This window comes from Alloalcanivorax sp. C16-2, from assembly GCF_046507615.1.
GTDB classification, from domain to species: domain Bacteria; phylum Pseudomonadota; class Gammaproteobacteria; order Pseudomonadales; family Alcanivoracaceae; genus Alloalcanivorax; species Alloalcanivorax marinus_A.
Genome location: NZ_JBKFTL010000005.1, coordinates 159,459 through 183,623 on the forward strand (window position 1 = coordinate 159,459; position 24,165 = coordinate 183,623).

Here is a 24,165-nt window from a genome sequence, read left to right on the forward strand (position 1 = left end):
GCGTCGTTGGCAGGGGCCAAAAGCGCAAAAAAAAACGGCCCCGGAGGGGCCGTGACGAAAACACTGAATGACAGCGCTGTTAGTTTCGTTCCATCTGGATTTCCTTGACCACGATATCGCCGTCGATGACCACCGGCTCGTCGTCCAGGAACAGGGAGCAATTCCGCATCGGGATGTCCAGGTGACAGGCGGTGTCGTTGCTACCGCCCAATTCGTTGTTGGGGCCGGTGGAGAACATTACGTTGCCGTAGAAGCTGCGCGGCTCCATGCCCATGCCGCCGGGGAACTCGCCCGGGGTCATGCGGTGCCATTTGGCGTCCGGGTTCATACCCCAGCCGACGTGGCTCATGCCCTTGCCACGCTCGTCGTTGAAGCTGTCCATGTAGGACTTGACCAGGTCGGCGTCGAGGCCGCCACGGATGTCGGTGATCCAGCCCTTTTCGATGGTGTAGGTGATCGGGTCGCGCACATACATGTTCTGCGGCAGCAGCACGTCGCCGGGGGCCACCACGATCTGGCCATCGACACCGTCATCGTCGCCACCGGTGAACACGAACCCGGAGGGCCAGTGGTCCCAGCGGCCCGGCTCATCGGTGCAGGCGTATTCCATGATGGTCGGGTAGGTATTGAGCTTGTAGGTCACGTCGGTGCCGTGGGGCGAGGTGATGCGCATTACCTTGGCCTTGGCCAGCAGCTCACCGGCGATTTCCACCTTCTCGCGCAGTTCCTTGGTGGGCAGCATGCGCGCCAGCAGTTCCGGCGGTTCCACGGCGGTGAGCACGCGGGTGCCGGCGGCCTGGATCGCCATCTGCTCCGGGGAGAACAGCAGGAACACGCAATCGATCAGCATGTCCGCCTGCTTGAGCGCTTCCACCGCCTCGGGCAGCGCCGCCAGGCCGGTCTGGCCCACGTTCCAGCCGCCCATGGGCGACGGCGCCGGCAGACGCATATGGTACATGCGCGCGCCTAGTTTCTGGCCCGCCGCCATGAAGGCGTCGGCGTAATCAAGGCGCTCGTTGCCCTGGGTGAGGACGACCAGTTTTTCGCCCTCGTGCACACCGGACATCTTGAGCTGGTGCAAACAGATTTCGGTAAAGCTGATGGCATCCATGATTTCTCTCCCGCGTTCGTCGCATTGGGTAGGCGTGACCGTTGAGTCCGAGCATAAATTATAATTCTGTATAATTACAAGCCTTAACGTCAGTATGCGGACGGCCGTTACCGGGCGTTCAATCGACCGCCCACCAATCGGTCTCACCCTGGTTGACAACCTGCCTACCAGAAGGTAGGTTTCTTTTCCATGAATCCCTCATCCAGCACTTACGACAATATCCTCCACTGCACACGGGCGCTGCTGCTCAAGGGTGGATACAACGCGTTCAGCTACGCGGACATCTCCAAGGAAGTCGGCATTCGCAAGGCCAGCATCCATCATCATTTCCCGACCAAGGAGAAGCTGGTGCAGAGCCTGGTGGCCGGTTACCGCGAGGAGGCGGTGCTGGGCATTGCCGAACTTGAACGGCTGACACCGGATCCGCTGCAACAATTACAGGGCTATCTGGGTTATTGGGAAGCCTGTATCGCCGACTCCAGTGCTCCGTTCTGCGTCTGTGCACTGCTCGCCGCGCAGCGGCCCAGCCTGCCGGAATCCGTGGCGCAAGAAGTGAACATGCACTTTCGCACCCTGGAACTCTGGTTGGAGTCGGTTCTTGAACGCGGCCTGCGGCAAGGTCGATTGGTGCTCAGCGCCGCCCCGGATATCGAAGCCCAGGCACTGGTCGCCACGGTTCATGGAGCCATGCTGTCCGCGCGCGCCCATGGTGATGCCGGAGCCTTCAAACGGATCTCCACCGCCACGCTGGCGCGACTGCAGGCATGACCCGTTCGTCCATTTTCTTCGCCCCCCAAACCTACCATCTAGTAGGTAGCCCATTCTGTTCGAGGTTACTTTTTCGCATCCTAGGAGAACACCATGTTCGGCATTTCCCCTCTCGGCTGGCTCCATACCCTGGGCAGTCTTCCGGCGATTCCCGCCGCTCTGTATATGCTCATTCGCCACGGTCGAATCGTGCCGGCATCGCTCGCTGGCGGCATCTATTTCGTGGCCATGCTGATCGGCGCCCTGAGCGTATTCCTGGTCACCCACCAGCCGGTGGGTTATGTGATTGGCGGCGCCACGCTGGCACTGCTGCTGGTGGGCTACGGAATCCGGTATCGGGCGGGGTCTGGCGCGGCGCGCTATGTACAAACGATCTGCCTGACCCTGACCGTCTTCCTGCTGATGGTACCGACGGTCAGTGAAACCCTGCGGAGGGTACCGGATGGCCACCCTCTGGTCACCGACCTCCACTCCCCTCTGCTGCTGGGTGCTCAGGGAGTGTTGTTGCTGACGCTGATCGTCGGCCTGGCCGGCCAGATTCTCTACCTGCGCTCTCAGCGCCAGCGCAGCCGAACCCGGACTGACTGAAACAGACTGTTATTGGATCGGTGCCGCCAAGCCGGTGCTCAGAAAAAGCACCAGTTGGCGCAGCATCTCGTCGCGGCCTGGCTCGCCGATCTGCCCGTCGGTGAGATCGTTGAGGCGGCCCAGGTCGTTGAGCATGAACATATAGGTGCCGACCAGGAACGCCATGCGCACGCTGATCACCTGGCGCGGAATGCCGGGCAGCGCCTCGGCCAGGGCCTGTATATAGCGGCGCAGGGAGTCGTCATAGACCTCCCGGCGCAGACGCAGCGCATACTCCGCCGGTTCCGCGTGCAGCCGTGCCTGCAAACGCACGAAGGCGGCGCCGCCGGGACCGCTGTACTTCATGTCCCATTGGGGTTTGAGGTAGGCGTGGATCAGTTGCGGCACGGTGGGGCGGCCGTCGTCGGCCAGCAGCGCATCCAGCAGCTCATGGCGGGCCCGGGAGATGACGCCGCCGTGGCGGCGGTAGACGGCGTTGAACAGCTCATCCTTGGTGCCGAAATAGTAACGGATCATGTTCTGGTTGACGTCCGCCGCCCGAGCGATGTCGCGCATCTTGGTGCCGGCGAAGCCGTGCTCGGCGAAGGCCAGCTCCGCCTGATCCAGAATCACCTCGCGCACCGCCTGGTCGTCCTTGGGCCGCCCCGGCCCGCGCCGTTTACGGGTTACCTTCTGTTCCGTCATGGCCTTGCCTGGCTCCCTCATCAACCTGTTTCGTCAGCGCCCGGGCGCGATGACGCTGCACGGTAACTGAGTTCACCGCAAATTGGCAGCACCGACCGTGATCACGGCAGCAGGTTATCGACCATGAAGTCGATGAACACTCGCAGCTTGGGGGATGGATAGCGGCTGGAAGGCCAGAGCACGCGAAACACGCCGCGTTGCTCAAGCACCTCGTCCAGCACACTGATCAGTGTTCCCGCCGCCCGTTGCGGGCGCACGGCGAAATCCGGCAGACAGGCCAGACCGAGCCCCTGCTCGGCCATGAACAGCAAAGGCTCGATGGCGTTGGCCACCGTGACCGTGGTCATGGCATCCACCAGACCAGCGTCATCGCCGGTGAGCGGCCAGGGCTCCAGCTTGCCGGTGGTCGGGTAGCGGTGGCGCAGCGCCCGATGGCCGGCCAGATCCGCCGGTGTGCGCGGCACGCCATGACGCTGGAAATACGCCGGCGCGCCCACCAGGTGGAACCGGAAAGTGCCCAGGGTGCGCGTGACCAGCCGGGAATCACTGACCTCGCCGGTGCGAATCACCGCGTCGAAGCCCTCGTCGATGACCTCCACCATGCGGTCGGAAAAATCCAGATCCAGCTCGATGTCCGGCCAGGCCCGGGTAAAGGCGGACAGGGTTGGCATCATCAACATGCCCACCAAGGGGAGGCTGACCTTCAGCACCCCCTCCGGCCGGTCACGCATACGGGAAAGCTCCAGCTCGGCGGCCTCCAGCTCACCAAGAATCCGGCGGCAACGCTCCAGGAACAGCAGCCCTTCCGGGGTCAGCGTGATGGCCCGGGTGGAGCGGTGAAAAAGGCGCACGCCAAGCCGGTCCTCCAGCCGCGCCACCGCCTTGCCCACCGCCGAGGAGGACAGCCCCAGTTGGCGGCCGGCGGCGGTGAAGCCACGGGTCTCCGCCGCCTTCACGAAGACGTTCAGGGCACCGGGACTGTCCAGAGGAATCGACATAATGCGGACACTTTAGTCCGAAGTATGCGGAATTACAGCCTGTTTTTCCGAATTCGACGGCGTGGCACTTTTGCCGCTGATTCCACCCGAGACGAGGTTCAATGTGATTTCCACCACCCGGACTCCCGGCGCCGCCACCGGCGGCCTGCCCTTGAACGGCCTGCTGGCGCTGGCCACCGCCGCATTCATCACCATTCTCACCGAAGCCCTGCCCGCCGGGCTGTTGCCGGGCATCAGCGCCGGCCTCGGCGTGCCGGAATCCGCCGCCGGGCAGCTTGTCACCGTCTATGCGGTGGGCTCCCTGGTGGCGGCGATACCGCTGACCGTTCTGACCCGGGGGTTGAACCGCCGGCCCCTGCTCCTCACCGCCCTGGCCGGCTTTCTGATCGCCAACACCACCACCGCGCTGTCCGGCAGCTATGCGCTCACCCTGGTAGCGCGTTTTATCGCCGGTGTCTCCGCCGGCCTGCTTTGGGCACTGGCGGCGGGCTACGCCGCCCGCCTGGCGCCCGCGCCGCTGAAAGGCCGGGCCATCGCCATCGCCATGGCGGGCACGCCGCTGGCGCTGTCACTGGGCGTGCCCGGCGGCACCTTTCTTGGCTCCCTGATTGGCTGGCGCGCCTGCTTCGGGCTGATCAGCGGACTGTGCGTGGTGTTGATTGTGTGGATCATGGCCGCCCTGCCGGATTTTTCCGGCGAAGCCGCCGGCGAGCGCAAGCCGCTCAAGGGGGTCCTGATGCTGCCCGGCGTGCGCGCGGTGCTGCTGGTGGTGCTCGGCTTCGTGGTCGCCCACAACCTGCTTTATACCTATATCGCCCCCTTTCTCCAGGCGCTCAATATGGCCGAACAAACCGACCGGGTGCTGCTGGTGTTTGGGATCACCTCGCTGGCCGGTATCGCGGTGGTGGGGGCTCTGATCGACCACTGGCTGCGGGCCCTGACGCTGGCCAGCATCCTGCTGTTCGCGGTTGCCGCCGTACTCCTGGCGGTGGCCGCAGGCATGCCATCACTGGTGTACGGGGCCATCGCCCTGTGGGGGCTGGCGTTCGGCGGTGCCGCCACCCTCTTCCAGACCGCCAGCGCCAAGGCCGCCGGGCCGGCGGCGGATCTGGCCCAGTCCATGCTGGTCACGGTGTGGAACACGGCAATCGCCGGTGGCGGGCTGATCGGCGGGCTGTTGCTGGAGGCTGCCGGTGTCGACGCCTTCGCGCCGGCCCTGCTGCTCCTGCTGGCCTGTGCCTTCGGCGTTACCCTGGCCTCGACGCACGGGTTTCCGCGCCGGCCATCACCACGCTGAGACGCGGCCCTGCATTTTCTTTTGGTTGAAAGCCTTGCCATACGTCCGTCGTTCCCCATCTCTGTGCCAGAACGGCAAGGGTGCGAGGGAATTCCATGGGAAAGAAGATTGCGGTGATTCTGGGCAGTCCGGATCCGGCGAGTCTCTGTCGCGCGCTGGCGGACCGCTATGCGGAAAGCGCGGAACAGGCCGGGAATGAGGTGCGGTATTTTCGCTTGGGCGAGATCGAGTTTGACCCGATCTTGCGTCATGGCTACAACCAGCGCCAGGAGTTGGAACCTGGCTTGCTGGAGATCAAGGACGCGTTCACCTGGGCTGAGCATGTGGTGTTGGTGTTCCCGGTATGGTGGGGTTCCATGCCGGCCATCATGAAAGGCATGTTCGACCGTGTCTTCCTGCCTGGTTATGCCTTCAAGTATCGCGAGAACTCCCAGCTCTGGGACAAGCTGCTGGCCGGGCGGTCAGCGCATGTGATCACCACCATGGATACGCCCCCCTGGTACTTCAAGCTGGTATACCGTAGCCCGGCCCACAACCAGATACGTAGAACGATTCTGGAATTCGTTGGCATCAAACCGGTTGAAATGACGGTGCTGGGCCCGGTGCGGTATGCGTCGGATGCCAAGCGGCGAACATGGCTGGATCGCATGTCCGCGTTTGCCCGCAAGGCCTGATGGAAGGCGCCGAGATTCAAACTTCCGGGTAAGCGGCTACTTCGAGGAAACCCGACCGTGGCGAATCGGCGTTGGCGACAGGCACGCATGAGGCCGATGGGCTATGCCCGGCGCCGCGGGGGGCCAGGGCTGGAGGGCGGAGGCTACGAAAAAAGGCGCCGCGAGGGCGCCTTTTCGATGTGGCGGAGAGGGTGGGATTTGAACCCACGGAGGACGCAAATCCTCGGCGGTTTTCAAGACCGCTGCATTCGACCACTCTGCCACCTCTCCGGTCGGCGCACATGATACCTGAGCGGCTCCGGCAGTCAACGCCCGCACGTCAAGAAACCTGTCCTAACTGTGTGATTCAACGGGAAAATCTTGATTTTGGCGCGGGCGTCCCTATTATCCGGGGGAGACCCACAAGCAATGAGTCCAATTATGAGTAACCATCCGAATCCCTATGCGTCACCGGTTCGTGCCGGTGGCACCCAGGTCAGCGGTGAGCGCGCCGCTCAGGTGCTGAAAAACACCTACATGCTGTTGGGCCTGTCCCTGATCGCCGCCACCGGCGCGGCGATGTTCGCCATGTCCGCGGGGATCGGTTACATGAACCCGTTCGTGACCATTGGCGTGTATTTCGTGCTGCTGATCGCCACCAACATGCTGCGCAACAGCGGCTGGGGCATTCTTGCCGTGTTCGGTCTGACCAGCTGGCTGGGCTTCACCACCGGGCCGCTGATCAACATGTACGCACAGATCAACGGTGGCATGGAAATCGTGTCCCTGGCCCTGGGCGGCACCGCCACCATCTTCGTGGTGATGTCCGCCATCGCCCTGGTGACGCGCAAGGATTTCAGCTTCCTCACCAACTTCCTGATGGTGGGCCTGATCGTGGCGTTCCTGGCCGGGCTGGCGGCGGTGTTCTTCAACATTCCGGCGCTGTCGCTGGCGGTGTCCGCCGCTTTCGTGCTGCTGTCGTCCCTGCTGATCCTGTGGCAGACCAGCGCCATCGTGCACGGCGGTGAAACCAACTACATCATGGCCACGGTCACCCTGTTCGTGTCCATCTACAACCTCTTCCTGTCCCTGCTGAACATTCTTACCGCGCTCAGCGGGAATGACTGAGTTCAGTGTTCTGGTGACCGCCGGGCCCCAACGGCCCGGCGCCCTCACCGCCCTGCACACCGCCCGCGCCATCCAGGCTTCCCCCTACTCCCTGTACCGGCTGTTCTTCTACGGCGACGGCGTGCTGCTGGCCAACCGCTATCTTCACGAAGCGGGCCCCGCCGGCGACACCGCCCGGGCCTGGCAGGACTGGGTCGCCAGCGAGCGGCCCCCGGCCACGGTGTGCGTGGGCGCCGCCCAGAAACGGGGCCTGATCAGCGACAATCTGGCCGAGGGTTTCGCCCTGGCGGGCCTGGGTGATTGGGTGGATGCCCTGGGCCATGCCGGCCGGGTGGTGCACTTTGGCTGATTCCGTTCTCTATATCGTTCAGGGTGCGGCTGGGCGCGACAGCCGCTGGCGGGATGCCGTGGAGATGGCGCTCACCGGCGCCGCCTTCGCCCTGCCCACCCGGGTATGGCTGGGCCCGGACGCGGTGGCCGCCCTCGCCCGCCGCGACGACGGCGACGCCTTGCTCGCCGAACTGACGGATTTCGGTGTTAGCTGCGTGGCCGACCAGGCCCATCGCGGCGCCGGCGCTCCCACGGCCATTGCATGGCTCGACACCGGCGACCTGAATGCCCTGCGCGACCAGGCCGCGCAGATTATCGTGTTGTCCTGAGAGAGCCGCCATGCTGCATGTGATTGCCTTCGACGATCCGGACGGTGCCCTGGCCCGCCAGTGCCTGGCGCTGTACCGGGACGGCGATGTCTGTGTGTTCGCCGACGGTGGCGCCCTGGTAGCGGCGGCTTTCCCGCTGCGCGGCCCCGGCTATCTGCTTGAGGGCGGCGCGCCGGCGGCCCGCCCCGCCGCCCTGGAGACCATCGACCACGCCCGCTTCGTGACACTGATGGCGGAACACGGGCCGGTGACGAGCTGGTACCCTTGAGACCATGACCGAACATTCCTTTGCTCCTTTTGTCCGCACCTTGGGGCGCGGTAAACGTGCCCGCCGCAGTCTGACCCGGGAAGAAGCCGCCGAGGCCATGGCGATGATCCTGGAGGGCCATGCCACCGACGCCCAGGTGGGTGCCTTCCTGATGCTGTTGCGGGTCAAGGAGGAAACCCCGGAAGAGCTGGCCGGCTTTCTCGACGCTTGCCGGCCACGCTGCGCCGAACGGCTGGCGGACCTGCCGGCGGTGGATGTGGACTGGCCCAGCTATGCGGGCAAGAAGAAGCACCATCCATGGTATCTGGCCGCCGCCCGTTTACTGGCCGGCCACGGGCTGCGCATTCTCATGCACGGCGGCCCCGCCCATACGCCCCAGCGACGCTACAGCGACGATATGCTGGCGGAGCTGGGCATGCCGTTACCCGGCTCCGTGGGCGAGGCCGCTGCGCAACTGGCCAACGGCGGGTTCACCTTCCTCGATCTGAAGCATTTTTGCGCGCCTCTCGCCCCGCTGCTGATGATGCGCTTCGAACTGGGTCTGCGCTCGCCGATCAATACCCTGGCGCGCAGCCTTAATCCGTCGGGCGCGCCGCTGAGCATGCAGAGCGTATTCCACCCGGCCTATCTGGAGCTGCACCTGGGCGCCTCGACGCTGTGCGGCGATCGGGACCTGCTGCTGTTCAAGGGCGAAGGCGGTGAGCCGGAGATACGTCCGGACGCACGCACCGCGCTCACCGGCCTGCGCCACGGCCAGCCCGCCGAGGCGGTGCTGGACGCCGCTTTGCCCCGCCAGGCGCCGCCGGGCGAGGTATCGCCGGCCCACGTGCGCGCGGTGTGGCGCGAGAAGGCGGAGGACGCCTACGGCGTGGCGGCGATTCGTGGCACCGTGGCCACGGTGCTGTGGGGTCTGGAGAAGGTGGACACGCTGGAAGCCGGCCTGCGGGCCGCCGAGGCCCTCTGGGAAGCCCGCGACCGCCAGGCACTCTGAAACGCCCGGGTTTGCCGTAGGAGCGACTTTAGTCGCGATGATGTTGGCACCGAGGCTGATCGCGACTGAAGCGGAATGCCGCCCAGTCGCTCCTACGCACGTGGAAACGAGGCAGGCGCGGCCGCTCGGCGTTCGGTTTCAGTGGAACCAGCGGTAGCGCGGGTGCAGGCCCACCACGCCGCCGACGATGATCAGGGTGGGCGCGTGGATTTCCCGCCCTTCCACCGCGTCCGGCAAATCCGCCAGGGTGCCGGTGATTACTTCCTGCAGGTCGGTGGTACCCCGGGACACCAGCGCGATGGGCGTGGCCGGGTCGCGGCCGTGTTCCATCAACCGCGCGCAGATTTGCCGCAGCCCCACCAACCCCATGTAGAACACCAGCGTCTCGTTGGGCGCCATCAGCCCGGCCCAGTCCAGGTCCACACTGCCGTCCTTGCGGTGGCCGGTGACGAAACGCACCGACTGGGCATGGTCCCGGTGGGTCAGCGGGATGCCGGCGTAAGCGGCGCAGCCACTGGCGGCGGTGATGCCGGGCACCACCTGGAAGTCGATGCCGGCGGCCACCACCTTTTCCAGTTCCTCGCCGCCGCGACCGAAAATAAAGGGGTCACCGCCCTTCAGGCGGCACACTTTTTTCCCTTGGCGGGCATAGTGCACCAGCAGATCGTTGATGTTGTCCTGGGGCAAGGTGTGGCGGTCGCGGGCCTTGCCCACGTAGACCTTCTCGGCGTCGGCGCGGGCCAGGGCGACGATCTCCGGGGCCACCAGGCGGTCATAGAGCACCACGTCCGCCTTGTCGAGCAGATGCAGGGCGCGGAAGGTGAGCAGGTCCGGGTCGCCGGGGCCGGCGCCCACCAGGTAGACCTCTCCGGTGGCGCCATCGGGCCGGGCCGAGGCGTGCTCGATGGCCTGACGCAAACCGGCTTCGGCCTCGGATTCATGGCCGGACAGCACGCGCTCCTCCAAGGGGCCGTTCAACTGCGCCTCCCAGAAGGCTTCCCGGTCCCGGCGCACCGGCAGCCGCCGTGCCAGCGGCGCGCGGAACCGGCCCAGCAGGTGTGCCAGCCGGCCCCAACGGGCCGGCAGCCAGGCTTCCAGACGAGCGCGCAAGCGGCGTACCAGCACCGGTGACACCCCGGAGGAACTGATCGCCACGAACAGCGGGTCGCGGTCGATCAGCGCCGGGAACACGAAGCTGCTGAGTTGCGGGCGATCCACCACATTCACCGGCAGGCCGCGCTCGTCGGCGAGCCGCGCCAGGGCTTCGTTGGCATCACCATCGTCGGTGGCGGCCACCACCAGCCGCACGCCTTCCAGATCGGCGGCCGCCACCGAGCGCGCCCGGTACTCACCACCGCCCTGTTCCACCAGAGCACGCAAATCCTCACGGCAACGGGGCGCCACCAGACGCACTTTGGCGCCCGCCTTGTACAGCAGGCGGGATTTACGCAGGGCACTGTCGCCACCACCGGCCACCAGTACGATGGCCCCGGCAAGCTTCAGTCCCAGGGGCAGAAAGTCCATGGTCGCAGGCCTCAGACCAGGCGTTCCAGGCCGCGCATGTAGGGCCGCAGGGCCTCGGGCACGGTCACGGAACCGTCCTCGTTCTGGTAGTTTTCCAGGATCGCCACCAGGGCACGCCCCACCGCCAGTCCGGAGCCGTTCAGGGTATGCAGCAGCTCCGGCTTGCCGGTCTCCGGGTTACGCCAGCGCGCCTGCATGCGGCGTGCCTGGTAATCGCGGAAGTTGGAGCAGGAAGAAATTTCCCGATAGCGTTGCTGGCTGGGCAGCCACACCTCGATGTCATAGGTCTTGGCGGCGGAAAAGCCAAGGTCGCCGCCACACAGCACCACCACCCGGTACGGAAGATCCAGCTTTTTCAGGATTGCCTCGGCGTGGCCGGTGAGCGCCTCCAGGGTGGCCTCGGACTCTTCCGGGCGCACCAGTTGCACCAGCTCCACCTTCTCGAACTGATGCTGGCGGATCATGCCCCGGGTGTCCTTGCCGTGGCTGCCGGCCTCGGAGCGGAAACAGGGCGTATGGCAGGTGTAGCGGCGCGGCAGCGTGTCGGCGTCGACAATTTCGTCGGCGGCCAGGTTGGTGACCGGCACTTCGGCGGTGGGGATCAGATACAGCTCCCGCTCGCCGCGCATCTTGAACAGGTCGTCCTCGAACTTGGGCAACTGGCCGGTGCCGCGCAAGGCCTCCGGGCCCACCAGGTATGGGACATAGACTTCCTGATAGCCGTGTTCACCGGTGTGGGTGTCGAGCATGAAGTCGATCAGCGCCCGGTGCAGCCGCGCCAGTTGGCCGGTCATCACCGCGAAGCGGGCGCCGGACAGTTTGCTGGCACGCTCGAAATCCAGCGCGCCGGCGCCCAGGTTCTCGCCCACGTCCACGTGATCCTTGGGCTCGAAATCGAACGACCGGGGCGTGCCCCACTGGCGCACTTCCACGTTGTCGTCCTCGTCGGAGCCGGCGGGCACTTCCTCCACCGGCACATTGGGCACGCCCATCAGGAAGTCACGGATCTGTTCCTGGATCGCCTTGGCACGCTCCACCTCGCCGTCGAGCTGATCGTCGATTTCCTTGAGGGTTTCCGCCACCTTGGCCTTGGCCGCGTCCACCTCCATGCCGGACTTGATCAGCTCGCCGACTTCCCTGGAGGCTTTCTTGCGCTGGGCCTGCAGGTCCTGGGAGCGCACGTCGGCGTCCTTGCGGCGGGCATCGAGAGCGCGGAACGCGTCCAGATCCAGTTCATAGCCTCGCTTCCTGAGCGCCTCGGCGATGGCTTCGCCGTCCTGGCGCAGCGCGCGGATATCAAGCATGTTCGGGTCCCCTCGGGAAACAGTCGGTGATTCATCGGTCGGGCGTCTGGGCGCCGGGGTGCAAAGCTTAGCAAAAAGCGCGGCGGGAGGCTGCAAGGGGCGAGCTTGAAGCTGCGAGCCGCAAGCTTCAAGCCGCGGACAGGCCAGGAGGGAGTAGCGACCGTGATTAAAAGACGATTCAGGATGCAGGATACAGGATGAAGGGGGGAAGCTTTGGCGCGAGTTTGAATGACGTTAAGCGCGGGCACGGCCTCTCTGGCACCTGGGACCTGACCCGCGCTGTATCCTTCATCCTGTATCCTGTATCGCCTCAGTCGTCGTATCGATGCCAGTCCGCGTCGGAGTTTTGCTGGCGCAGGCGGCGCAGCTTCTCGGCGATGCGGATTTCCAGGCCGCGCTCCACCGGCTCATAAAGACGGGTGTCACGCAGTTCCTGCGGGAAATAGTTCTCACCGGGCACGAACGCCTCCGGGAAGTCATGGGCGTAGTGGTATTCCGCGCCGTAGCCTTCCGCTTTCATCAGCTTGGTGGGGGCATTGCGCAGGTGCAGCGGAACCTCATTGCTGGGGTTGCGGGCGACCAGATCCCGGGCCTGGTTGTAGGCGGTGTAAACCGCGTTGCTCTTGGCCGCCACCGCCAGATAGGCGATCGCCTGGGCCACCGCCAGTTCCCCTTCCGGGCTGCCCAGGCGCTCCTGCACGTCCCAGGCGTTCAGGCACAGGGTGAGCGCCCGGGGATCGGCGTTGCCGATGTCCTCGCTGGCCATGCGTACCACCCGGCGAGCGAGATAGAGCGGGTCGCAGCCGCCGTCCAGCATGCGCGCGAACCAGTACAGGGCGGCGTCCGGATCGGAGCCGCGCACCGCCTTGTGCAGGGCGCTGATCTGGTCGTAGAAGACATCGCCGCCCTTGTCGAAGCGGCGCACCGCGTCGCGCAGCACTTCTTCCATCAGCGGTCGGTCGATGACGGCGGCGTCGCCGCTGCCCTCGGCCAGGTCCACGGCGATTTCCAACATGTTGAGCAGGCGCCGGGCGTCGCCATCGGCGTAGCCAAGCAGCAGGTCGCGGGCGTCGTCGGCCAGCTCGATGCCGGCCAGCTCCGGTTCGCGCAGGGCCCGTTCCAGCAACCCGGCCAGATCCTCCCGCTCCAGGGAACGCAGGCGGTAGACCCGGGCCCGGGACAGCAACGCATTGTTGAGTTCGAAGGACGGATTTTCCGTGGTGGCGCCGATGAAGATCACCGTGCCCTCCTCCACGTGGGGTAGAAAAGCGTCCTGCTGGGCCTTGTTGAAACGGTGCACCTCGTCCACGAACAGCACCGTGCGCCGGCCCTGGCCGAGCCGCGCCTTGGCCTGATCGACGGCGGCGCGGATGTCCTTCACCCCGGACAGCACCGCCGACAGGGTGATGAATTCCGCGTCCACCACGCTGGCCAGAATCAGCGCCAGGGTGGTCTTGCCGGTGCCCGGCGGTCCCCACAGGATCATGGAATGCAGTTGGCCGCGCTCGGCGGCCTGGCGCAGGGGCTTGCCCGGGCCCACCAGGTGCCGCTGGCCGACGTAGTCATCCAGAGTGGAGGGGCGCAGCCGCGCCGCCAGGGGCTGGGCGTCGCCGCGCTGCTGTTGCTCGAACAGGTCGCTCATTGCTGACGGATGATGTCGGTGCCTTCCGGCGGCTGGAATTTGAAACGCCCCGGGGTGGGCTCGCCGTTGATGGTCAGGTCACGGAAGTCGATCAGGGTCTTCTGGCCAAGGGCGTCTTCCAGGCGCATGGCGCTCGGCGTTTCGCCGTTGAAGGTCACGTCCAGGGTGTCGAACAGGGGATCGCCGGCCTTGGGTCGCAGCCGATAGGTAACGCGCTCGCCCTGGCGGTCCTGCTCGCTGACGCTGAATGCCCGGGTCACCGCCGAGGGATCACCGCCAAACAGCAACGCCGGCGTTTCACCAAGATCGTCGCTGAGCGGACGCACCACCACCTGTTCCAGGTCCGGGTCGTAAACCCAGACAGTGGCGCCATCGGACACCGCCAACTGCTCATAGGGCCGCTCGGTGTGCCAGTAGAAGCGGTTGCCGCGCGCCACCTCCAGGGTGCCGGCGCTGTCCCGGGCCCGTTCGCCACCCTCGCCGATCACGGTCTGCTCGAAGTGGCCGGACAGGACGCGCAGTTGATCGAGCCGGGCCACCAGGTCTTCCGCCGGGCCGGCAAGAGCCAGGGTCGGCAGCATCAGGGCAATGATCGAGAAAAATCGCATACGGAGAAAAGTCCTTGTCGGGGGCGGCGTCAGGAAGGCGGTGGCGCCAGCACTTCGCGCTGACCGTTGTGCCCGGCCTCGGACACCACGCCGGCCATTTCCATGGCCTCCACCAGGCGCGCCGCCCGGTTGTAACCGATCTTGAGTTTGCGCTGCACCGACGAAATCGAGGCACGCCGGGACTCGGTGACATAGGCCACCGCCTCGTCGTAGAGCGGGTCGTCCTCCTCGCCACCACCCTCCGGGCTTTCCATCCCCGGCAGGGGCGCGTTGAGATCGCCGCCACCCTCGAGGATTTCCTCCAGGTAGTCCGGCTCGCCGCGCTTGCGCCAGTCATCGCAGACACGATGCACTTCCTCATCTGAGACAAAGGCGCCGTGCACCCGTTCCGGCATGCTGGTGCCGGCGGGCAAATAAAGCATGTCGCCGTGACCCAGCAACTGTTCCGCGCCGCCCTGGTCGAGCACCGTGCGCGAGTCGATCTTGGAGGACACCTGGAAGCCGATCCGCGACGGTACGTTGGCCTTGATCAGGCCGGTGATCACGTCCACCGAGGGGCGCTGGGTAGCGAGGATCAGGTGGATGCCCGCCGCCCTCGCCTTCTGCGCGATGCGCGCGATCAGCTCTTCCACCTTCTTGCCGACGATCATCATCATGTCGGCGAATTCGTCGATGACGATGACGATGTAGGGCAGCTTCTGGGCCAGCGGCGCCTCCTCGTCCAGGTTCATCGGATCATCCGGCTTCCACAGCGGGTCCTTGAGCGGCTCGCCCTTCTTCTCCGCTTCGCTGACCTTGCGGTTATAGCCGGCGATGTTGCGCACGCCCATGGCCGCCATCAGCCGGTAGCGGCGCTCCATTTCGCCGACGCCCCAGCGCAGCGCGCTGGCCGCTTCCTTCATGTCGGTGACCACCGGCGTGAGCAGGTGCGGAATGCCGTCGTAGACCGCCAGTTCCAGCATCTTGGGGTCGATCAGGATCATCCGAACTTCTTCCGGATTGGCCTTGAACATGAGCGACAGCAGCATGGCGTTCAGCCCCACCGACTTACCGGAACCGGTGGTACCGGCCACCAGCAGGTGCGGCATCTTGCCCAGATCGGCCATCACCGGGTTGCCGGAGATATCCTTGCCCAGGGCCAGAGTCAGCGGCGAGGACGCGTCGTCGAACATTCGCGAACCCACCACCTCGGTGAGGCGGATCATCTCGCGCTGCTCGTTGGGAATCTCGATGCCCACGGTGGTCTTGCCAGGGATCACCTCCACCACCCGCACACTGATCACCGCCAGGGAGCGGGCCAGATCCTTGGCCAGGTTGGAGATCTTGGACACCTTGATACCCGGCGCCGGCTGAATCTCGAAGCGGGTGATCACCGGACCGGGCTGCACCGCCACCACCTCGGCGTCGATGTTGAAGTCCTTGAGCTTGATCTCCAGCAACCGGGACATGGCGTCCAGGGCTTCCTCGGAGTAGCCCCCCTTGCCTTCGTCCACGGCGTCGAGCAGGGACAGTGGCGGCAGATCGCCGGTGACCTGGGCGGTGAACAGAGTCTGCTGCTTCTCCTTCTGCACCCGTTCGCTTTTCTCCACCGGTCTGGCGGGCTGGGCGATCTTGGGCGGGGTGCGGTTTTCCTGTTTTTTCTTCGCCTCGGTGACCACCTTGGCGCGCTTCTGGCGGGCCTCCCGGGCGGCCTGCTGCTCGGCGCGCTTCTCACGGCGCGCCTCGAACCAGGCCGGCACCTTCTGGCCCAGGGCCAGCACCGCCGCGCCCAGACTCTCCGCCAGGGCGATCCAGGACAGGTCGGTGAACACGGTGACGCCGATCAGGAACAGAGCCACCATCACCAGGGTGCCGCCCAGGGCGTTGAAGGCGTCCAGGGCGGCGCCCCCCACCACATGGCCGAGGATGCCGCCGGCATCCTCCGGTAACGAGAAGCCGCCGCCGGAGAAGTGCATGTAAGCCAGCGCCGTGCCGCTCATCATGGTCAGCACGAAGCCCACCAGCCGCAGGCTGAACAACGGCCAGCTGCCGGCCAGCCCGGCGTGGCGCTCGCGCAGCACGCGACCGGCCCAGAATGCCACCAGCACCGGGAACACATAGGCCATGAACCCGAACAGACCGAGCAGGAGATCGGCGCAGAACGCGCCAGCGCGACCGCCAGCGTTGTTCACCTGGCCCGCGTCGCCCACGTAGGACCAGCCCGGATCACCACCGTCGTAGGTCACCAGCGCCAACAACAGATACAGGGACAGGGCGATCAGCGCGATCACCAGCCCTTCCATCAGGCCTTTCTTGAGATGGCGGGAAAACCCGGAAACCTCCCCGCCGGATGCTGCCTTTGCCTTGGTCACTTCAGGCCTCTGGGGTTGAGGAGCCGCCGAACAACGCCGCGCGCGCCGGGCTCCTTGAATCTAACGACTTGAAAACCTTGGGATTGTAGTCAATCCGGGGGCCGCCAGCCAGCGCCCCGTGCCGGAGCCGCGCGTCCCTGGCGCCGCCTATCGCGGCCATAGAGTGTACGCCCTTCACGGGCCCGGGGTTTTGTTGTAGTTTGCATTCGCCCTGAAACCCCCTTTTTGGTGGAGGAACCAATGAGCGACGCGCAACACCATCGACTGATCATCCTGGGTTCCGGCCCCGCCGGTTACACCGCGGCGGTGTACGCGGCCCGCGCCAACCTGAAACCGGTGGTGATCACCGGCATCCAGCCCGGCGGTCAGCTCACCACCACCACCGAAGTGGACAACTGGCCCGGCGACGTGGAAGGCTTGCAGGGCCCGGACCTGATGGTGCGGATGCAGCAGCACGCCGAGCGTTTCGAAACCGAGATCCTGTTCGATCACATCAATTCCGTGAGCCTGGATCAGCGCCCCTTCGTGCTCAACGGCGATTCCGGCACCTACAGCTGCGACGCGCTGATCATCGCCACCGGCGCTTCCGCCATGTACCTGGGCCTGGAATCCGAGCAAGCGTTCATGGGCAAGGGCGTGTCCGCCTGCGCCACCTGCGACGGTTTCTTCTATCGTGGCCAGAAGGTGGCGGTGATCGGCGGCGGCAACACCGCCGTGGAAGAAGCGCTGTACCTGTCCAACATCGCCGAGGAAGTGGTGCTGGTGCACCGCCGCGACAAACTGCGCGCGGAAAAAATCCTGCAGGACAAGCTGCTCGCCAAGGACAACATCAAGGTGTTGTGGGACCACACCCTGGATGAAGTACTGGGCGATGACTCCGGCGTCACCGGCATGCGCGTCAAGTCCACCCAGGATGACAGCACCCGGGACCTGGAGCTGCAGGGCGTGTTCATCGCCATCGGCCACAAACCCAACACCGATATCTTCCAGGGCCAGTTGGACATGAACAACGGCTATATCAAGATCCACAGCGGCCTGGACGGCAACGCCACCGCCACCAGCGTGGCCGGGGTATTCGCCGCCGGCGACGTGGCCGACCACGTCTACCGGCAGGCGGTCACCTCCGCCGGTGCCGGTTGCATGGCCGCCCTGGATGCCGAGAAGTACCTGGAGACTCTGGAGGCGTGATTCCCTGGCTGCCGGCCGGCGGTGACTTCCCGCCGCCGGAACACGCCCTGGATGAGCCCAATGGTCTGCTCGCCGCCGGCGGCGATCTGACGCCGGACACCCTGGTGCGGGCCTACCAGCTCGGCATATTCCCCTGGTACGACGCCAGCCAGCCGATCCTCTGGTGGTCCCCCAATCCCCGGTGCGTGTTCCGCCCCGGGGATTTTCATATCAGTCGGCGGCTGCGCCGCCACCTGCGTGGCACCACCCTCACCTTCCACGGCGACCGGGATTTCGCCGCCGTGCTGGACCACTGCGCCGCTCCCCGGGGCGAGGACGGCGGCACCTGGATCACCGCCGAAATGCGTGCCGCCTACCTGCGCCTGCACGGCCTCGGCTATGCCCATTGCCTGACGGTGGACGAGGACGGAGAACTGGCCGGCGGTATTTACGGCGTGCAACTGGGCGGCGTGTTCTTCGGCGAATCCATGTTCTCCACCCGCACCGACGGCTCCAAGAGCGTGCTCGCCATGCTCTGGGCGCTGGCACCGCGCCTGGGCATCCAGTTACTGGACGCCCAGGTGGAAAACCCGCACCTGATGCGGCTGGGCGCCTGCCTGATGCCCCGCGCCGACTTCCAACGCGAGCTGGACCGCCTGATTCCGGACCCGTCGCCGCGCCCCTGGCCCAAGGGCCCGTTCCGCTGGCGCGATGACATCTGAGACCTGATCGCGACTGAAGTCGCTCCTACAGGGGGACCTTCTGCCGTAGGAGCGACCGGGCGGCGTTCCGCTTCAGTCGCGATCACGCCGGTCAACGCCCGGCCGTGCCCCGCCGTTCCGCGAACTCGCTATAGAAGGCAATGCTGTCCGGGTTGGCCATGGCGTCCGGGTTCGCCACCTGGTCGATGGACTGCCCCAGCAGCAGCTTCTTGATCGGCAGCTCCATCTTCTTGCCGGTGAGCGTGCGCGGCACGTCCGGCGCGGCGATGATCTCGTTGGGCACATGGCGCGCCGACAGATGATCGCGGATCGCCGCCTTGATGCGCCCGGCCAACTCCTCGTTCAGCGCCACGCCCTCGCGCAACACCACGAACAGTGGCATGTAGGATTCCCGGCCCAGGTATTCCAGATCCACCACCAGGCTGTCCAGCACCTCCGGAATCTCCTCCACCACCCGATAGATTTCCCCGGTGCCCATGCGGATACCATGGCGATTGATGGTGGTGTCGGAGCGGCCATAGATAATCGCCCCGCCTCGCGGCGTGATGCGAATCCAGTCGCCGTGGCGCCAGATCCCCGGGAACACATCGAAATAGCTGTCCCGATAGCGCTCGCCACCCTCGTCGTTCCAGAAGTACAACGGCATGGACGGCATCGGCTTGGTGACCACCAGTTCGCCCACCTCGTCATCCAGCAGCTCGCCATTGTCACCCATGGCGTACACCGCCGTGCCCAGATAACGGCACTGCATTTCACCGGGGTACACCGGCAGCGTCGGGCAGGCGCCCACATAGGCGCTGGCCACGTCGGTGCCACCACTGATGGCGGCGATCATGACATCGTCGAACTGGTCCATCAGCCAGCGGTAGCCCTCCTCCGGCAACGGTGAGCCGGTGGAACCGATGGAGCGGATGCGTCCGCTATCCACCCAGTCGCCGGGGCGGATGTCCGCTTTCTTGCAGTTGAGGAAATAGGCGGCGCCGGCGCCGAAGAACGTCATTTCCGTTTCCTCCGCGAAGCGCCACAGAGTGCCCAGATCCGGGTAGCCCGGATTGCCGTCATACAGGCAGATGCTGGCGCCGGTGAGCAGGCCGGACATCTGCGAGTTCCACATGATCCAGCCGGTGGTGGTGAACCACATGTAGCGGTCGTCCGGCCCAAGGTCCAACTGCAAGGCGTGATCCTGCAGCCCCTCCAGCAACGCGCCGCCATGGCCATGCACGATCGGCTTGGGCATGCCGGTGGTGCCGGAGGAATAGACCACCCACAGCGGATGATCGAACGTGACCTGCTCGAAGCGCATCGGCGCCGGTTCGCGCACCAGAGCGTGCCACTGGTGGGCACCGGCCAGCTCGGCATCGCCATTCAGGTACGGCAACAGCACCACCTGCTCCAGGGTCGGCAGTTGGTCGCGCAGACCCTCCACCACCGACAGCCGGTCGAAGTCCTTGCCGCCGTAACGGTAACCGTCCACGGCGATCATCACCTTGGGATCGATCTGCCGGAAGCGGTCCAGCACGCTGCGCGTGCCCATGTCCGGCGAACAGCTGGACCAGATCGCGCCCAGGCTGCTCACCGCGAAAAACGCCACCATGGTTTCCGGCAGGTTGGGCAAGTAGGCCACCACCCGGTCGCCGGGACCCACCCCCAGCGCGCGCAAGCTGTTGGCCAGGGCGCTGATGTGCTCGCGCAGCTCGCCCCAGGTCAAAGTCTGCAGACCACGCAATTCAGAGCGCGACAGAATCGCGGGCCGCTCCGGTTCATCCTCATGGTGGCGGAACACCTGCTCCGCCAGGTTCAGGCGGGCGCCTTCGAACCATTTCGCGCCGGGCATATGATGGCCGTCCAGCACCCGCTCGTAGGGGGCGGAATGGCGGATGTCAAAGTATTGCCAGAGTGATTCGTAGAAGTCTTCCAGATGCTCCACGGACCAGGTCCACAGGCTCTGGTAGTCATCGAAGACGAGGCCTTTCCCGGCGCTCAGCCAGCGTTGATAGTCGGTGATGCGGGCGTCGGCGATGCGCGACGCGTCCGGCCGCCACAGCGGCGCGGGGCTGGTATTTGTCATTCTTGCTCTCCCGGTGCCGGCACGGCGATCGCCAAAAGGAGCGACCGACCCGTCACCGGCGTTGTCGTTGTTTTTACGCCGGCCACACTATAACCGTGGCAAGGAACACAAGTCACCGGCCACCCTGGAGCCACGATGCCAGTGTCACCGCGATACAAGTATCCGCTACACTTGGACCATGAGCGATCTGTCTGAACTCCGCTTCTTCCGCACCCCGGCGCACCCTTGCAGTTATCTCGAGGAGCGTCAGGCGGCGACCCTGTTCGTGGACCCGCAGACGCGGCTCGACGCGGGGCTGTACAGCGAGTTGTCACGGCTGGGCTTTCGGCGTAGCGGCGACTACCTGTACCGCCCCCATTGCGACGGCTGCCGGGCCTGCGTGCCGGCCCGGGTGCGGGTGGCGGATTTCCAGCCCCGGCGGCGCCATAAACGTCTGCGGCGCCGCAACGCCGACCTCACCGTCAGCGAGGAACCGGCCCGCTATACCCGCGAGGTGTACAGCCTGTATGCCCGCTATATTGATCAGCGCCACGGCGACGGTGATATGTTCCCGCCCTCCGAGGAACAATTCACCAGCTTCCTGACCTGCGACTGGGCGGACACCCGCTTCTACTGCTTCCGTGATCCTCGTCGGCGGCTGGTGGCCGTGGCCGTGACCGACCTGCTTGATGACGGCCTGTCGGCGGTCTATACCTTCTTCGACCCGGACCAGCCTGATCGGGGGCTGGGCGTCAATGCCCTGCTCTGGCAGATCGAGGCCGCCCATGCCCGGGGCATGCCTTATCTCTATCTCGGCTATTGGATTCGCCAATGCCAGAAGATGAGCTACAAAAGCCAGTACCAGCCGCTGGAGTTGCTGGACGGCGGTAATTGGCGGGAGCTGCCCGGCCCGGATGCGGAAAGCCGCCGATAAGCCTTTGCAGCACGGTCGCATTTCCGGCACAATTGCGCTCCCTCTCAAGCCGAGATCAGGACATTCACTGGATGGCGAAAGAAGAGCAAATCGAGCTGGAAGGGGTGGTCTTGGAAACCCTTCCGAATACCATGTTCCGCGTCAAGCTGGATAATGGTCATATTATTACCGCCCACATTTCCGGAAAAATGCGCAAGTTCTATATCCGCATTCTCACCGGCGACCGGGTGAAGGTGGAAATGTCGCCCTACGATCTGAGCAAGGGCCGCATCACCTTCCGCATGAAATAACCTTCGCGCCCGCGCGGCGCGAAGCGCTCCCCCGAACCCGGCCCCGCCGGGTTTTTTGGTTTGTGTCCGACGATAAGCGGCCACCCGATGAGCCATAAAAAAGCCCGGCGCGAGGCCGGGCTTGGTAGGAGTCGAAGGACGTTGCCGGGTCAGCAGGTGGCTTCCTCCTCGGAGGCATCCACGGTGAGCACCAGGCCGTCGTCGCCGACCCCGATGTGCACCTGACCGCCCTTGCCCGCCAGTTCGCCGAACAGCAACTTCTCCGCCAGCGGCTTCTTGATCTGCTCCTGGATCAGACGGGCCATGGGACGCGCGCCCATGTCCTTGTCGTAACCCTTCTCGGCCAGCCAGCGGCGCGCCTGCTCGTCCACGTCCAGCACCACCGCTTTCTCGTCGAGCTGGGCCTGCAGTTCCACCAGGAACTTGTCCACCACGCCAAGAATGACCTCCATGGTCAACGGGTTGAACTGGATGATGCCGTCGAGCCGGTTGCGGAATTCGGGCGTGAACACCTTCTTGATCATTTCCATGCCGTCCGAGGACTGGTCCTGGTCGGTGAAGCCGATGGTGCGTTTGTTGAGCACCTCGGCGCCGGCATTGGTGGTCATGATCAGGATCACGTTGCGGAAATCCGCCTTGCGACCGTTGTTGTCGGTCAGCGAAGCGTTATCCATTACCTGCAACAGGATGTTGAACACCTCCGGGTGTGCCTTCTCGATCTCATCGAGCAGCAGCACGCAGTGCGGCGTCTTGGTGATCGCCTCGGTAAGCAGGCCGCCCTGGTCGTAACCGACGTAGCCCGGGGGCGCGCCGATCAGACGGCTGACGGTATGCCGCTCCATGTACTCGGACATGTCGAAGCGCACCAGCTCCACGCCCAGGGCGCGGGCCAGTTGCCGGCTCACCTCGGTTTTGCCGACCCCGGTGGGACCGGCGAACATGAAGGAACCGATCGGCTTGTTGTCCGCCTTGAGACCGGCCCGGGACAGTTTGATCGCCGCGGAGATGGTCTCGATGGCGTCTTCCTGGCCGAACACCGTCATCTTCAGGTCGCGCTCCAGGTTCTGGAGCACTTCCTTGTCGGAGGACGATACCTGCTTGGGCGGAATGCGCGCGATCTTGGCGACGATGGCTTCCACGTCATCCTGATCGATGGTTTCCTTGCGCTCGCCCTCGGGCCGCAGCCGCTGCCAGGCGCCCACCTCATCGATCACGTCGATGGCCTTGTCCGGCAGGAAGCGGTCGTTGATGTAGCGGGCACTGAGTTCCGCCGCGGTTTTCAGGGCCGCGTCCGTGTAGCTCACGTTGTGGTGTTTCTCGAAGCGACTCTTGAGCCCCTTGAGGATACCCACCGTGTCTTCCACGGTGGGCTCCACCACGTCGATCTTCTGGAAGCGCCGGGACAGCGCCCGGTCCTTCTCGAAGATGGTGCGGTACTCGGTGAAAGTGGTGGAACCCATGCATTTGAGCTCACCGGAGGCGAGCAGCGGCTTGAGCAGATTGGAGGCATCCATGACGCCGCCGGACGCCGCCCCGGCACCGATGATGGTGTGGATCTCATCGATAAACAGGATGGCGTTGTCCTGCTTGCGCAGCTCCGCCAGCAGGTTCTTCAGCCGCTTCTCGAAATCACCGCGGTATTTGGTACCCGCCAGCAGCGCGCCCAGGTCCAGGGAATAGACCACGGCGTCGAGCAGCGGCTCGGGCACTTTTTCTTCCACGATCATGCGCGCCAGCCCCTCGGCGATGGCGGTCTTGCCGACACCGGGCTCGCCCACCAGCAGGGGGTTGTTCTTGCGCCGGCGGCACAGGATCTGAGCCGCGCGTTCGATCTCGAAGGCGCGCCCCACCAGCGGATCGATGCGATCCGCCCGGGCCAGCTCGTTAAGATTGCTGGCGTAACTTTCCAGGGCGCTGGCCGGGCCACCCTCCACGGTACCCTCACCGTCCTCGCGCTGTTCCATGCCGGGATCGCTGTCTTCCACCTGGGAGATGCCATGGGCGATGAAGTTGACCACGTCAAGGCGATGCACATCCTGGCTGTTGAGCAGGTACACGGCCTGACTTTCCTGCTCGTTGAAGATCGCCACCAGGACGTTGGCGCCGGTGACTTCCTTGTTGCCGGACGACTGCACGCTGAACACCGCCCGTTGCAGCACGCGCTGGAAGCCCAGCGTGGGCTGGGTGTCACGGTCACCGTCGTCGGGCAGCAGGGGGGTGGAATCGTCAATGAACTGAGTCAGGGCCTCGCGCAGCTCTTCCAGATCGGCGCCGCAAGCGCGCAGGACTTCCACCGCCGCTTCGTTGTCGAGCAGCGCCAGCAGCAGATGTTCCACGGTCATGAACTCATGCCGGTGGCTACGGGCGTGGTGGAAAGCCTCGTTGAGAGTCAGTTCCAGTTCTTTGCTGAGCATAGGCTACCTCACTGCTT

At 65.2% G+C, this 24,165-nt stretch carries 23 protein-coding genes and 1 tRNA gene; 13 read left to right on the top strand and 11 right to left on the bottom strand.

Going from position 1 to position 24,165, the window contains the following annotated elements; translation table 11 throughout:
• Positions 1–79: 79 nt before the first annotated feature.
• Positions 80–1,111 (bottom strand): leucyl aminopeptidase, encoded by a 1,032-nt coding sequence (locus tag ACLD02_RS17660; protein ID WP_203101736.1) that lies wholly within the window; start codon positions 1,109–1,111, stop codon positions 80–82.
• Positions 1,112–1,300: 189 nt separating this feature from the next.
• Here ACLD02_RS17660 and ACLD02_RS17665 point away from each other — a divergent pair, with 189 nt between their 5' ends.
• Both ACLD02_RS17665 and ACLD02_RS17670 read left to right on the top strand, forming a co-directional pair.
• Positions 1,301–1,879 carry a TetR/AcrR family transcriptional regulator gene (locus tag ACLD02_RS17665; protein WP_203101738.1) on the top strand — a complete coding sequence of 193 codons (579 nt, stop codon included), beginning with the start codon at positions 1,301–1,303 and terminating at the stop codon, positions 1,877–1,879.
• Between the two features lie 93 nt (positions 1,880–1,972).
• Positions 1,973–2,467, top strand: a complete 495-nt coding sequence (locus ACLD02_RS17670) for a hypothetical protein (protein ID WP_410299301.1) — start codon at positions 1,973–1,975, stop codon at positions 2,465–2,467.
• A gap of 9 nt (positions 2,468–2,476) precedes the next feature.
• On the opposite strand, the gene ACLD02_RS17675 is transcribed toward ACLD02_RS17670, so the two are convergent.
• Complete coding sequence (locus tag ACLD02_RS17675) at positions 2,477–3,151, bottom strand: TetR/AcrR family transcriptional regulator (protein ID WP_410299302.1); 675 nt, start codon at positions 3,149–3,151, stop codon at positions 2,477–2,479.
• Positions 3,152–3,252: 101 nt separating this feature from the next.
• Positions 3,253–4,149: a LysR family transcriptional regulator gene (locus ACLD02_RS17680; protein ID WP_410299303.1), complete on the bottom strand. Its 897-nt coding sequence runs from the start codon at positions 4,147–4,149 to the stop codon at positions 3,253–3,255.
• 103 nt (positions 4,150–4,252) lie between these two features.
• Between ACLD02_RS17680 and ACLD02_RS17685 the strand changes: the two genes are divergently transcribed.
• Both ACLD02_RS17685 and ACLD02_RS17690 read left to right on the top strand, forming a co-directional pair.
• Positions 4,253–5,446, top strand: a complete 1,194-nt coding sequence (locus ACLD02_RS17685) for an MFS transporter (RefSeq protein WP_410299304.1) — start codon at positions 4,253–4,255, stop codon at positions 5,444–5,446.
• A gap of 95 nt (positions 5,447–5,541) precedes the next feature.
• Positions 5,542–6,120, top strand: a complete 579-nt coding sequence (locus tag ACLD02_RS17690; RefSeq protein WP_203101749.1) for an NAD(P)H-dependent oxidoreductase — start codon at positions 5,542–5,544, stop codon at positions 6,118–6,120.
• A 180-nt stretch (positions 6,121–6,300) separates the two neighbouring features.
• Here the strand turns inward: ACLD02_RS17690 and ACLD02_RS17695 are convergent.
• Positions 6,301–6,390: transfer RNA gene (locus tag ACLD02_RS17695), tRNA-Ser, on the bottom strand.
• 150 nt (positions 6,391–6,540) lie between these two features.
• Here ACLD02_RS17695 and ACLD02_RS17700 point away from each other — a divergent pair.
• The 5 genes from ACLD02_RS17700 to ACLD02_RS17720 are packed head-to-tail and all read left to right on the top strand — an operon-like array spanning position 6,541 to position 9,145.
• Positions 6,541–7,227 (top strand): Bax inhibitor-1/YccA family protein, encoded by a 687-nt coding sequence (locus ACLD02_RS17700; RefSeq protein WP_238400875.1) that lies wholly within the window; start codon positions 6,541–6,543, stop codon positions 7,225–7,227.
• Complete coding sequence (locus ACLD02_RS17705; RefSeq protein WP_203101753.1) at positions 7,220–7,576, top strand: DsrE/DsrF/TusD sulfur relay family protein; 357 nt, start codon at positions 7,220–7,222, stop codon at positions 7,574–7,576. The genes ACLD02_RS17700 and ACLD02_RS17705 overlap by 8 nt, the downstream gene beginning before the upstream one ends.
• Positions 7,569–7,886, top strand: coding sequence for a hypothetical protein (locus ACLD02_RS17710; protein WP_410299305.1), 318 nt, complete (start codon positions 7,569–7,571; stop codon positions 7,884–7,886). The genes ACLD02_RS17705 and ACLD02_RS17710 overlap by 8 nt, the downstream gene beginning before the upstream one ends.
• 10 nt (positions 7,887–7,896) lie before the next feature.
• Positions 7,897–8,154 carry a hypothetical protein gene (locus tag ACLD02_RS17715; RefSeq protein WP_203101757.1) on the top strand — a complete coding sequence of 86 codons (258 nt, stop codon included), beginning with the start codon at positions 7,897–7,899 and terminating at the stop codon, positions 8,152–8,154.
• Positions 8,155–8,158: 4 nt separating this feature from the next.
• Positions 8,159–9,145 carry a glycosyl transferase family protein gene (locus tag ACLD02_RS17720; protein ID WP_203101759.1) on the top strand — a complete coding sequence of 329 codons (987 nt, stop codon included), beginning with the start codon at positions 8,159–8,161 and terminating at the stop codon, positions 9,143–9,145.
• Positions 9,146–9,283: 138 nt separating this feature from the next.
• Here the strand turns inward: ACLD02_RS17720 and cysG are convergent, their stop codons facing one another.
• The 5 genes from cysG to ACLD02_RS17745 all read right to left on the bottom strand — a co-directional run bounded on the left by cysG (position 9,284) and on the right by ACLD02_RS17745 (position 16,505).
• On the bottom strand, positions 9,284–10,669 hold the full coding sequence (cysG, locus tag ACLD02_RS17725; protein WP_410299306.1) for a siroheme synthase CysG: 1,386 nt from the start codon (positions 10,667–10,669) through the stop codon (positions 9,284–9,286).
• A gap of 11 nt (positions 10,670–10,680) precedes the next feature.
• Positions 10,681–11,973: a serine--tRNA ligase gene (gene serS, locus ACLD02_RS17730; protein ID WP_203101763.1), complete on the bottom strand. Its 1,293-nt coding sequence runs from the start codon at positions 11,971–11,973 to the stop codon at positions 10,681–10,683.
• Between the two features lie 310 nt (positions 11,974–12,283).
• Positions 12,284–13,615, bottom strand: coding sequence for a replication-associated recombination protein A (locus ACLD02_RS17735; RefSeq protein ID WP_203101765.1), 1,332 nt, complete (start codon positions 13,613–13,615; stop codon positions 12,284–12,286).
• A complete protein-coding gene (gene lolA, locus ACLD02_RS17740) occupies positions 13,612–14,223 on the bottom strand; it encodes an outer membrane lipoprotein chaperone LolA (protein ID WP_410299307.1) in 612 nt (203 codons plus the stop codon). The genes ACLD02_RS17735 and lolA overlap by 4 nt, the downstream gene beginning before the upstream one ends.
• A gap of 29 nt (positions 14,224–14,252) precedes the next feature.
• Positions 14,253–16,505 (bottom strand): DNA translocase FtsK, encoded by a 2,253-nt coding sequence (locus ACLD02_RS17745; protein ID WP_203101876.1) that lies wholly within the window; start codon positions 16,503–16,505, stop codon positions 14,253–14,255.
• Positions 16,506–16,814: 309 nt separating this feature from the next.
• Between ACLD02_RS17745 and trxB the strand changes: the two genes are divergently transcribed.
• Both trxB and aat read left to right on the top strand, forming a co-directional pair.
• Positions 16,815–17,762 carry a thioredoxin-disulfide reductase gene (gene trxB, locus ACLD02_RS17750; RefSeq protein ID WP_203101769.1) on the top strand — a complete coding sequence of 316 codons (948 nt, stop codon included), beginning with the start codon at positions 16,815–16,817 and terminating at the stop codon, positions 17,760–17,762.
• Positions 17,759–18,463, top strand: coding sequence for a leucyl/phenylalanyl-tRNA--protein transferase (aat, locus tag ACLD02_RS17755; protein ID WP_410299308.1), 705 nt, complete (start codon positions 17,759–17,761; stop codon positions 18,461–18,463). Before trxB ends, aat begins: the two co-directional genes overlap by 4 nt.
• 91 nt (positions 18,464–18,554) lie before the next feature.
• Here aat and ACLD02_RS17760 read toward each other — a convergent pair whose 3' ends face one another.
• Positions 18,555–20,531: an acetoacetate--CoA ligase gene (locus ACLD02_RS17760; RefSeq protein WP_410299309.1), complete on the bottom strand. Its 1,977-nt coding sequence runs from the start codon at positions 20,529–20,531 to the stop codon at positions 18,555–18,557.
• Between the two features lie 178 nt (positions 20,532–20,709).
• Here ACLD02_RS17760 and ACLD02_RS17765 point away from each other — a divergent pair, with 178 nt between their 5' ends.
• Entirely contained in the window at positions 20,710–21,444 is a 735-nt protein-coding gene (locus ACLD02_RS17765; RefSeq protein WP_410299310.1) for an arginyltransferase, read from the top strand.
• 71 nt (positions 21,445–21,515) lie between these two features.
• Positions 21,516–21,734 carry a translation initiation factor IF-1 gene (gene infA / locus ACLD02_RS17770; protein ID WP_203101777.1) on the top strand — a complete coding sequence of 73 codons (219 nt, stop codon included), beginning with the start codon at positions 21,516–21,518 and terminating at the stop codon, positions 21,732–21,734.
• A gap of 149 nt (positions 21,735–21,883) precedes the next feature.
• Here infA and clpA read toward each other — a convergent pair whose 3' ends face one another.
• Positions 21,884–24,148 carry an ATP-dependent Clp protease ATP-binding subunit ClpA gene (gene clpA, locus ACLD02_RS17775; protein ID WP_203101779.1) on the bottom strand — a complete coding sequence of 755 codons (2,265 nt, stop codon included), beginning with the start codon at positions 24,146–24,148 and terminating at the stop codon, positions 21,884–21,886.
• Between the last annotated feature and the right edge of the window lie 17 nt (positions 24,149–24,165).

Excerpts from the sequence above, each read along its gene's own strand:
- ACLD02_RS17735 (WP_203101765.1), bottom strand. The coding sequence starts at position 13,615 with ATGAGCGACCTGTTCGAGCAACAGCAGCGCGGCGACGCCCAGCCCCTG.
- infA (WP_203101777.1), top strand. The coding sequence starts at position 21,516 with ATGGCGAAAGAAGAGCAAATCGAGCTGGAAGGGGTGGTCTTGGAAACC.
- serS (WP_203101763.1), bottom strand. The coding sequence starts at position 11,973 with ATGCTTGATATCCGCGCGCTGCGCCAGGACGGCGAAGCCATCGCCGAG.
- ACLD02_RS17705 (WP_203101753.1), top strand. The coding sequence starts at position 7,220 with ATGACTGAGTTCAGTGTTCTGGTGACCGCCGGGCCCCAACGGCCCGGC.
- clpA (WP_203101779.1), bottom strand. The coding sequence starts at position 24,148 with ATGCTCAGCAAAGAACTGGAACTGACTCTCAACGAGGCTTTCCACCAC.
- ACLD02_RS17760 (WP_410299309.1), bottom strand. The coding sequence starts at position 20,531 with ATGACAAATACCAGCCCCGCGCCGCTGTGGCGGCCGGACGCGTCGCGC.
- ACLD02_RS17700 (WP_238400875.1), top strand. The coding sequence starts at position 6,541 with ATGAGTAACCATCCGAATCCCTATGCGTCACCGGTTCGTGCCGGTGGC.
- ACLD02_RS17720 (WP_203101759.1), top strand. The coding sequence starts at position 8,159 with ATGACCGAACATTCCTTTGCTCCTTTTGTCCGCACCTTGGGGCGCGGT.
- ACLD02_RS17665 (WP_203101738.1), top strand. The coding sequence starts at position 1,301 with ATGAATCCCTCATCCAGCACTTACGACAATATCCTCCACTGCACACGG.
- ACLD02_RS17745 (WP_203101876.1), bottom strand. The coding sequence starts at position 16,505 with ATGGAAGGGCTGGTGATCGCGCTGATCGCCCTGTCCCTGTATCTGTTG.
- lolA (WP_410299307.1), bottom strand. The coding sequence starts at position 14,223 with ATGCGATTTTTCTCGATCATTGCCCTGATGCTGCCGACCCTGGCTCTT.
- cysG (WP_410299306.1), bottom strand. The coding sequence starts at position 10,669 with ATGGACTTTCTGCCCCTGGGACTGAAGCTTGCCGGGGCCATCGTACTG.
- ACLD02_RS17715 (WP_203101757.1), top strand. The coding sequence starts at position 7,897 with ATGCTGCATGTGATTGCCTTCGACGATCCGGACGGTGCCCTGGCCCGC.
- ACLD02_RS17765 (WP_410299310.1), top strand. The coding sequence starts at position 20,710 with ATGAGCGATCTGTCTGAACTCCGCTTCTTCCGCACCCCGGCGCACCCT.
- trxB (WP_203101769.1), top strand. The coding sequence starts at position 16,815 with ATGAGCGACGCGCAACACCATCGACTGATCATCCTGGGTTCCGGCCCC.
- ACLD02_RS17680 (WP_410299303.1), bottom strand. The coding sequence starts at position 4,149 with ATGTCGATTCCTCTGGACAGTCCCGGTGCCCTGAACGTCTTCGTGAAG.
- ACLD02_RS17675 (WP_410299302.1), bottom strand. The coding sequence starts at position 3,151 with ATGACGGAACAGAAGGTAACCCGTAAACGGCGCGGGCCGGGGCGGCCC.
- ACLD02_RS17690 (WP_203101749.1), top strand. The coding sequence starts at position 5,542 with ATGGGAAAGAAGATTGCGGTGATTCTGGGCAGTCCGGATCCGGCGAGT.
- ACLD02_RS17670 (WP_410299301.1), top strand. The coding sequence starts at position 1,973 with ATGTTCGGCATTTCCCCTCTCGGCTGGCTCCATACCCTGGGCAGTCTT.
- ACLD02_RS17660 (WP_203101736.1), bottom strand. The coding sequence starts at position 1,111 with ATGGATGCCATCAGCTTTACCGAAATCTGTTTGCACCAGCTCAAGATG.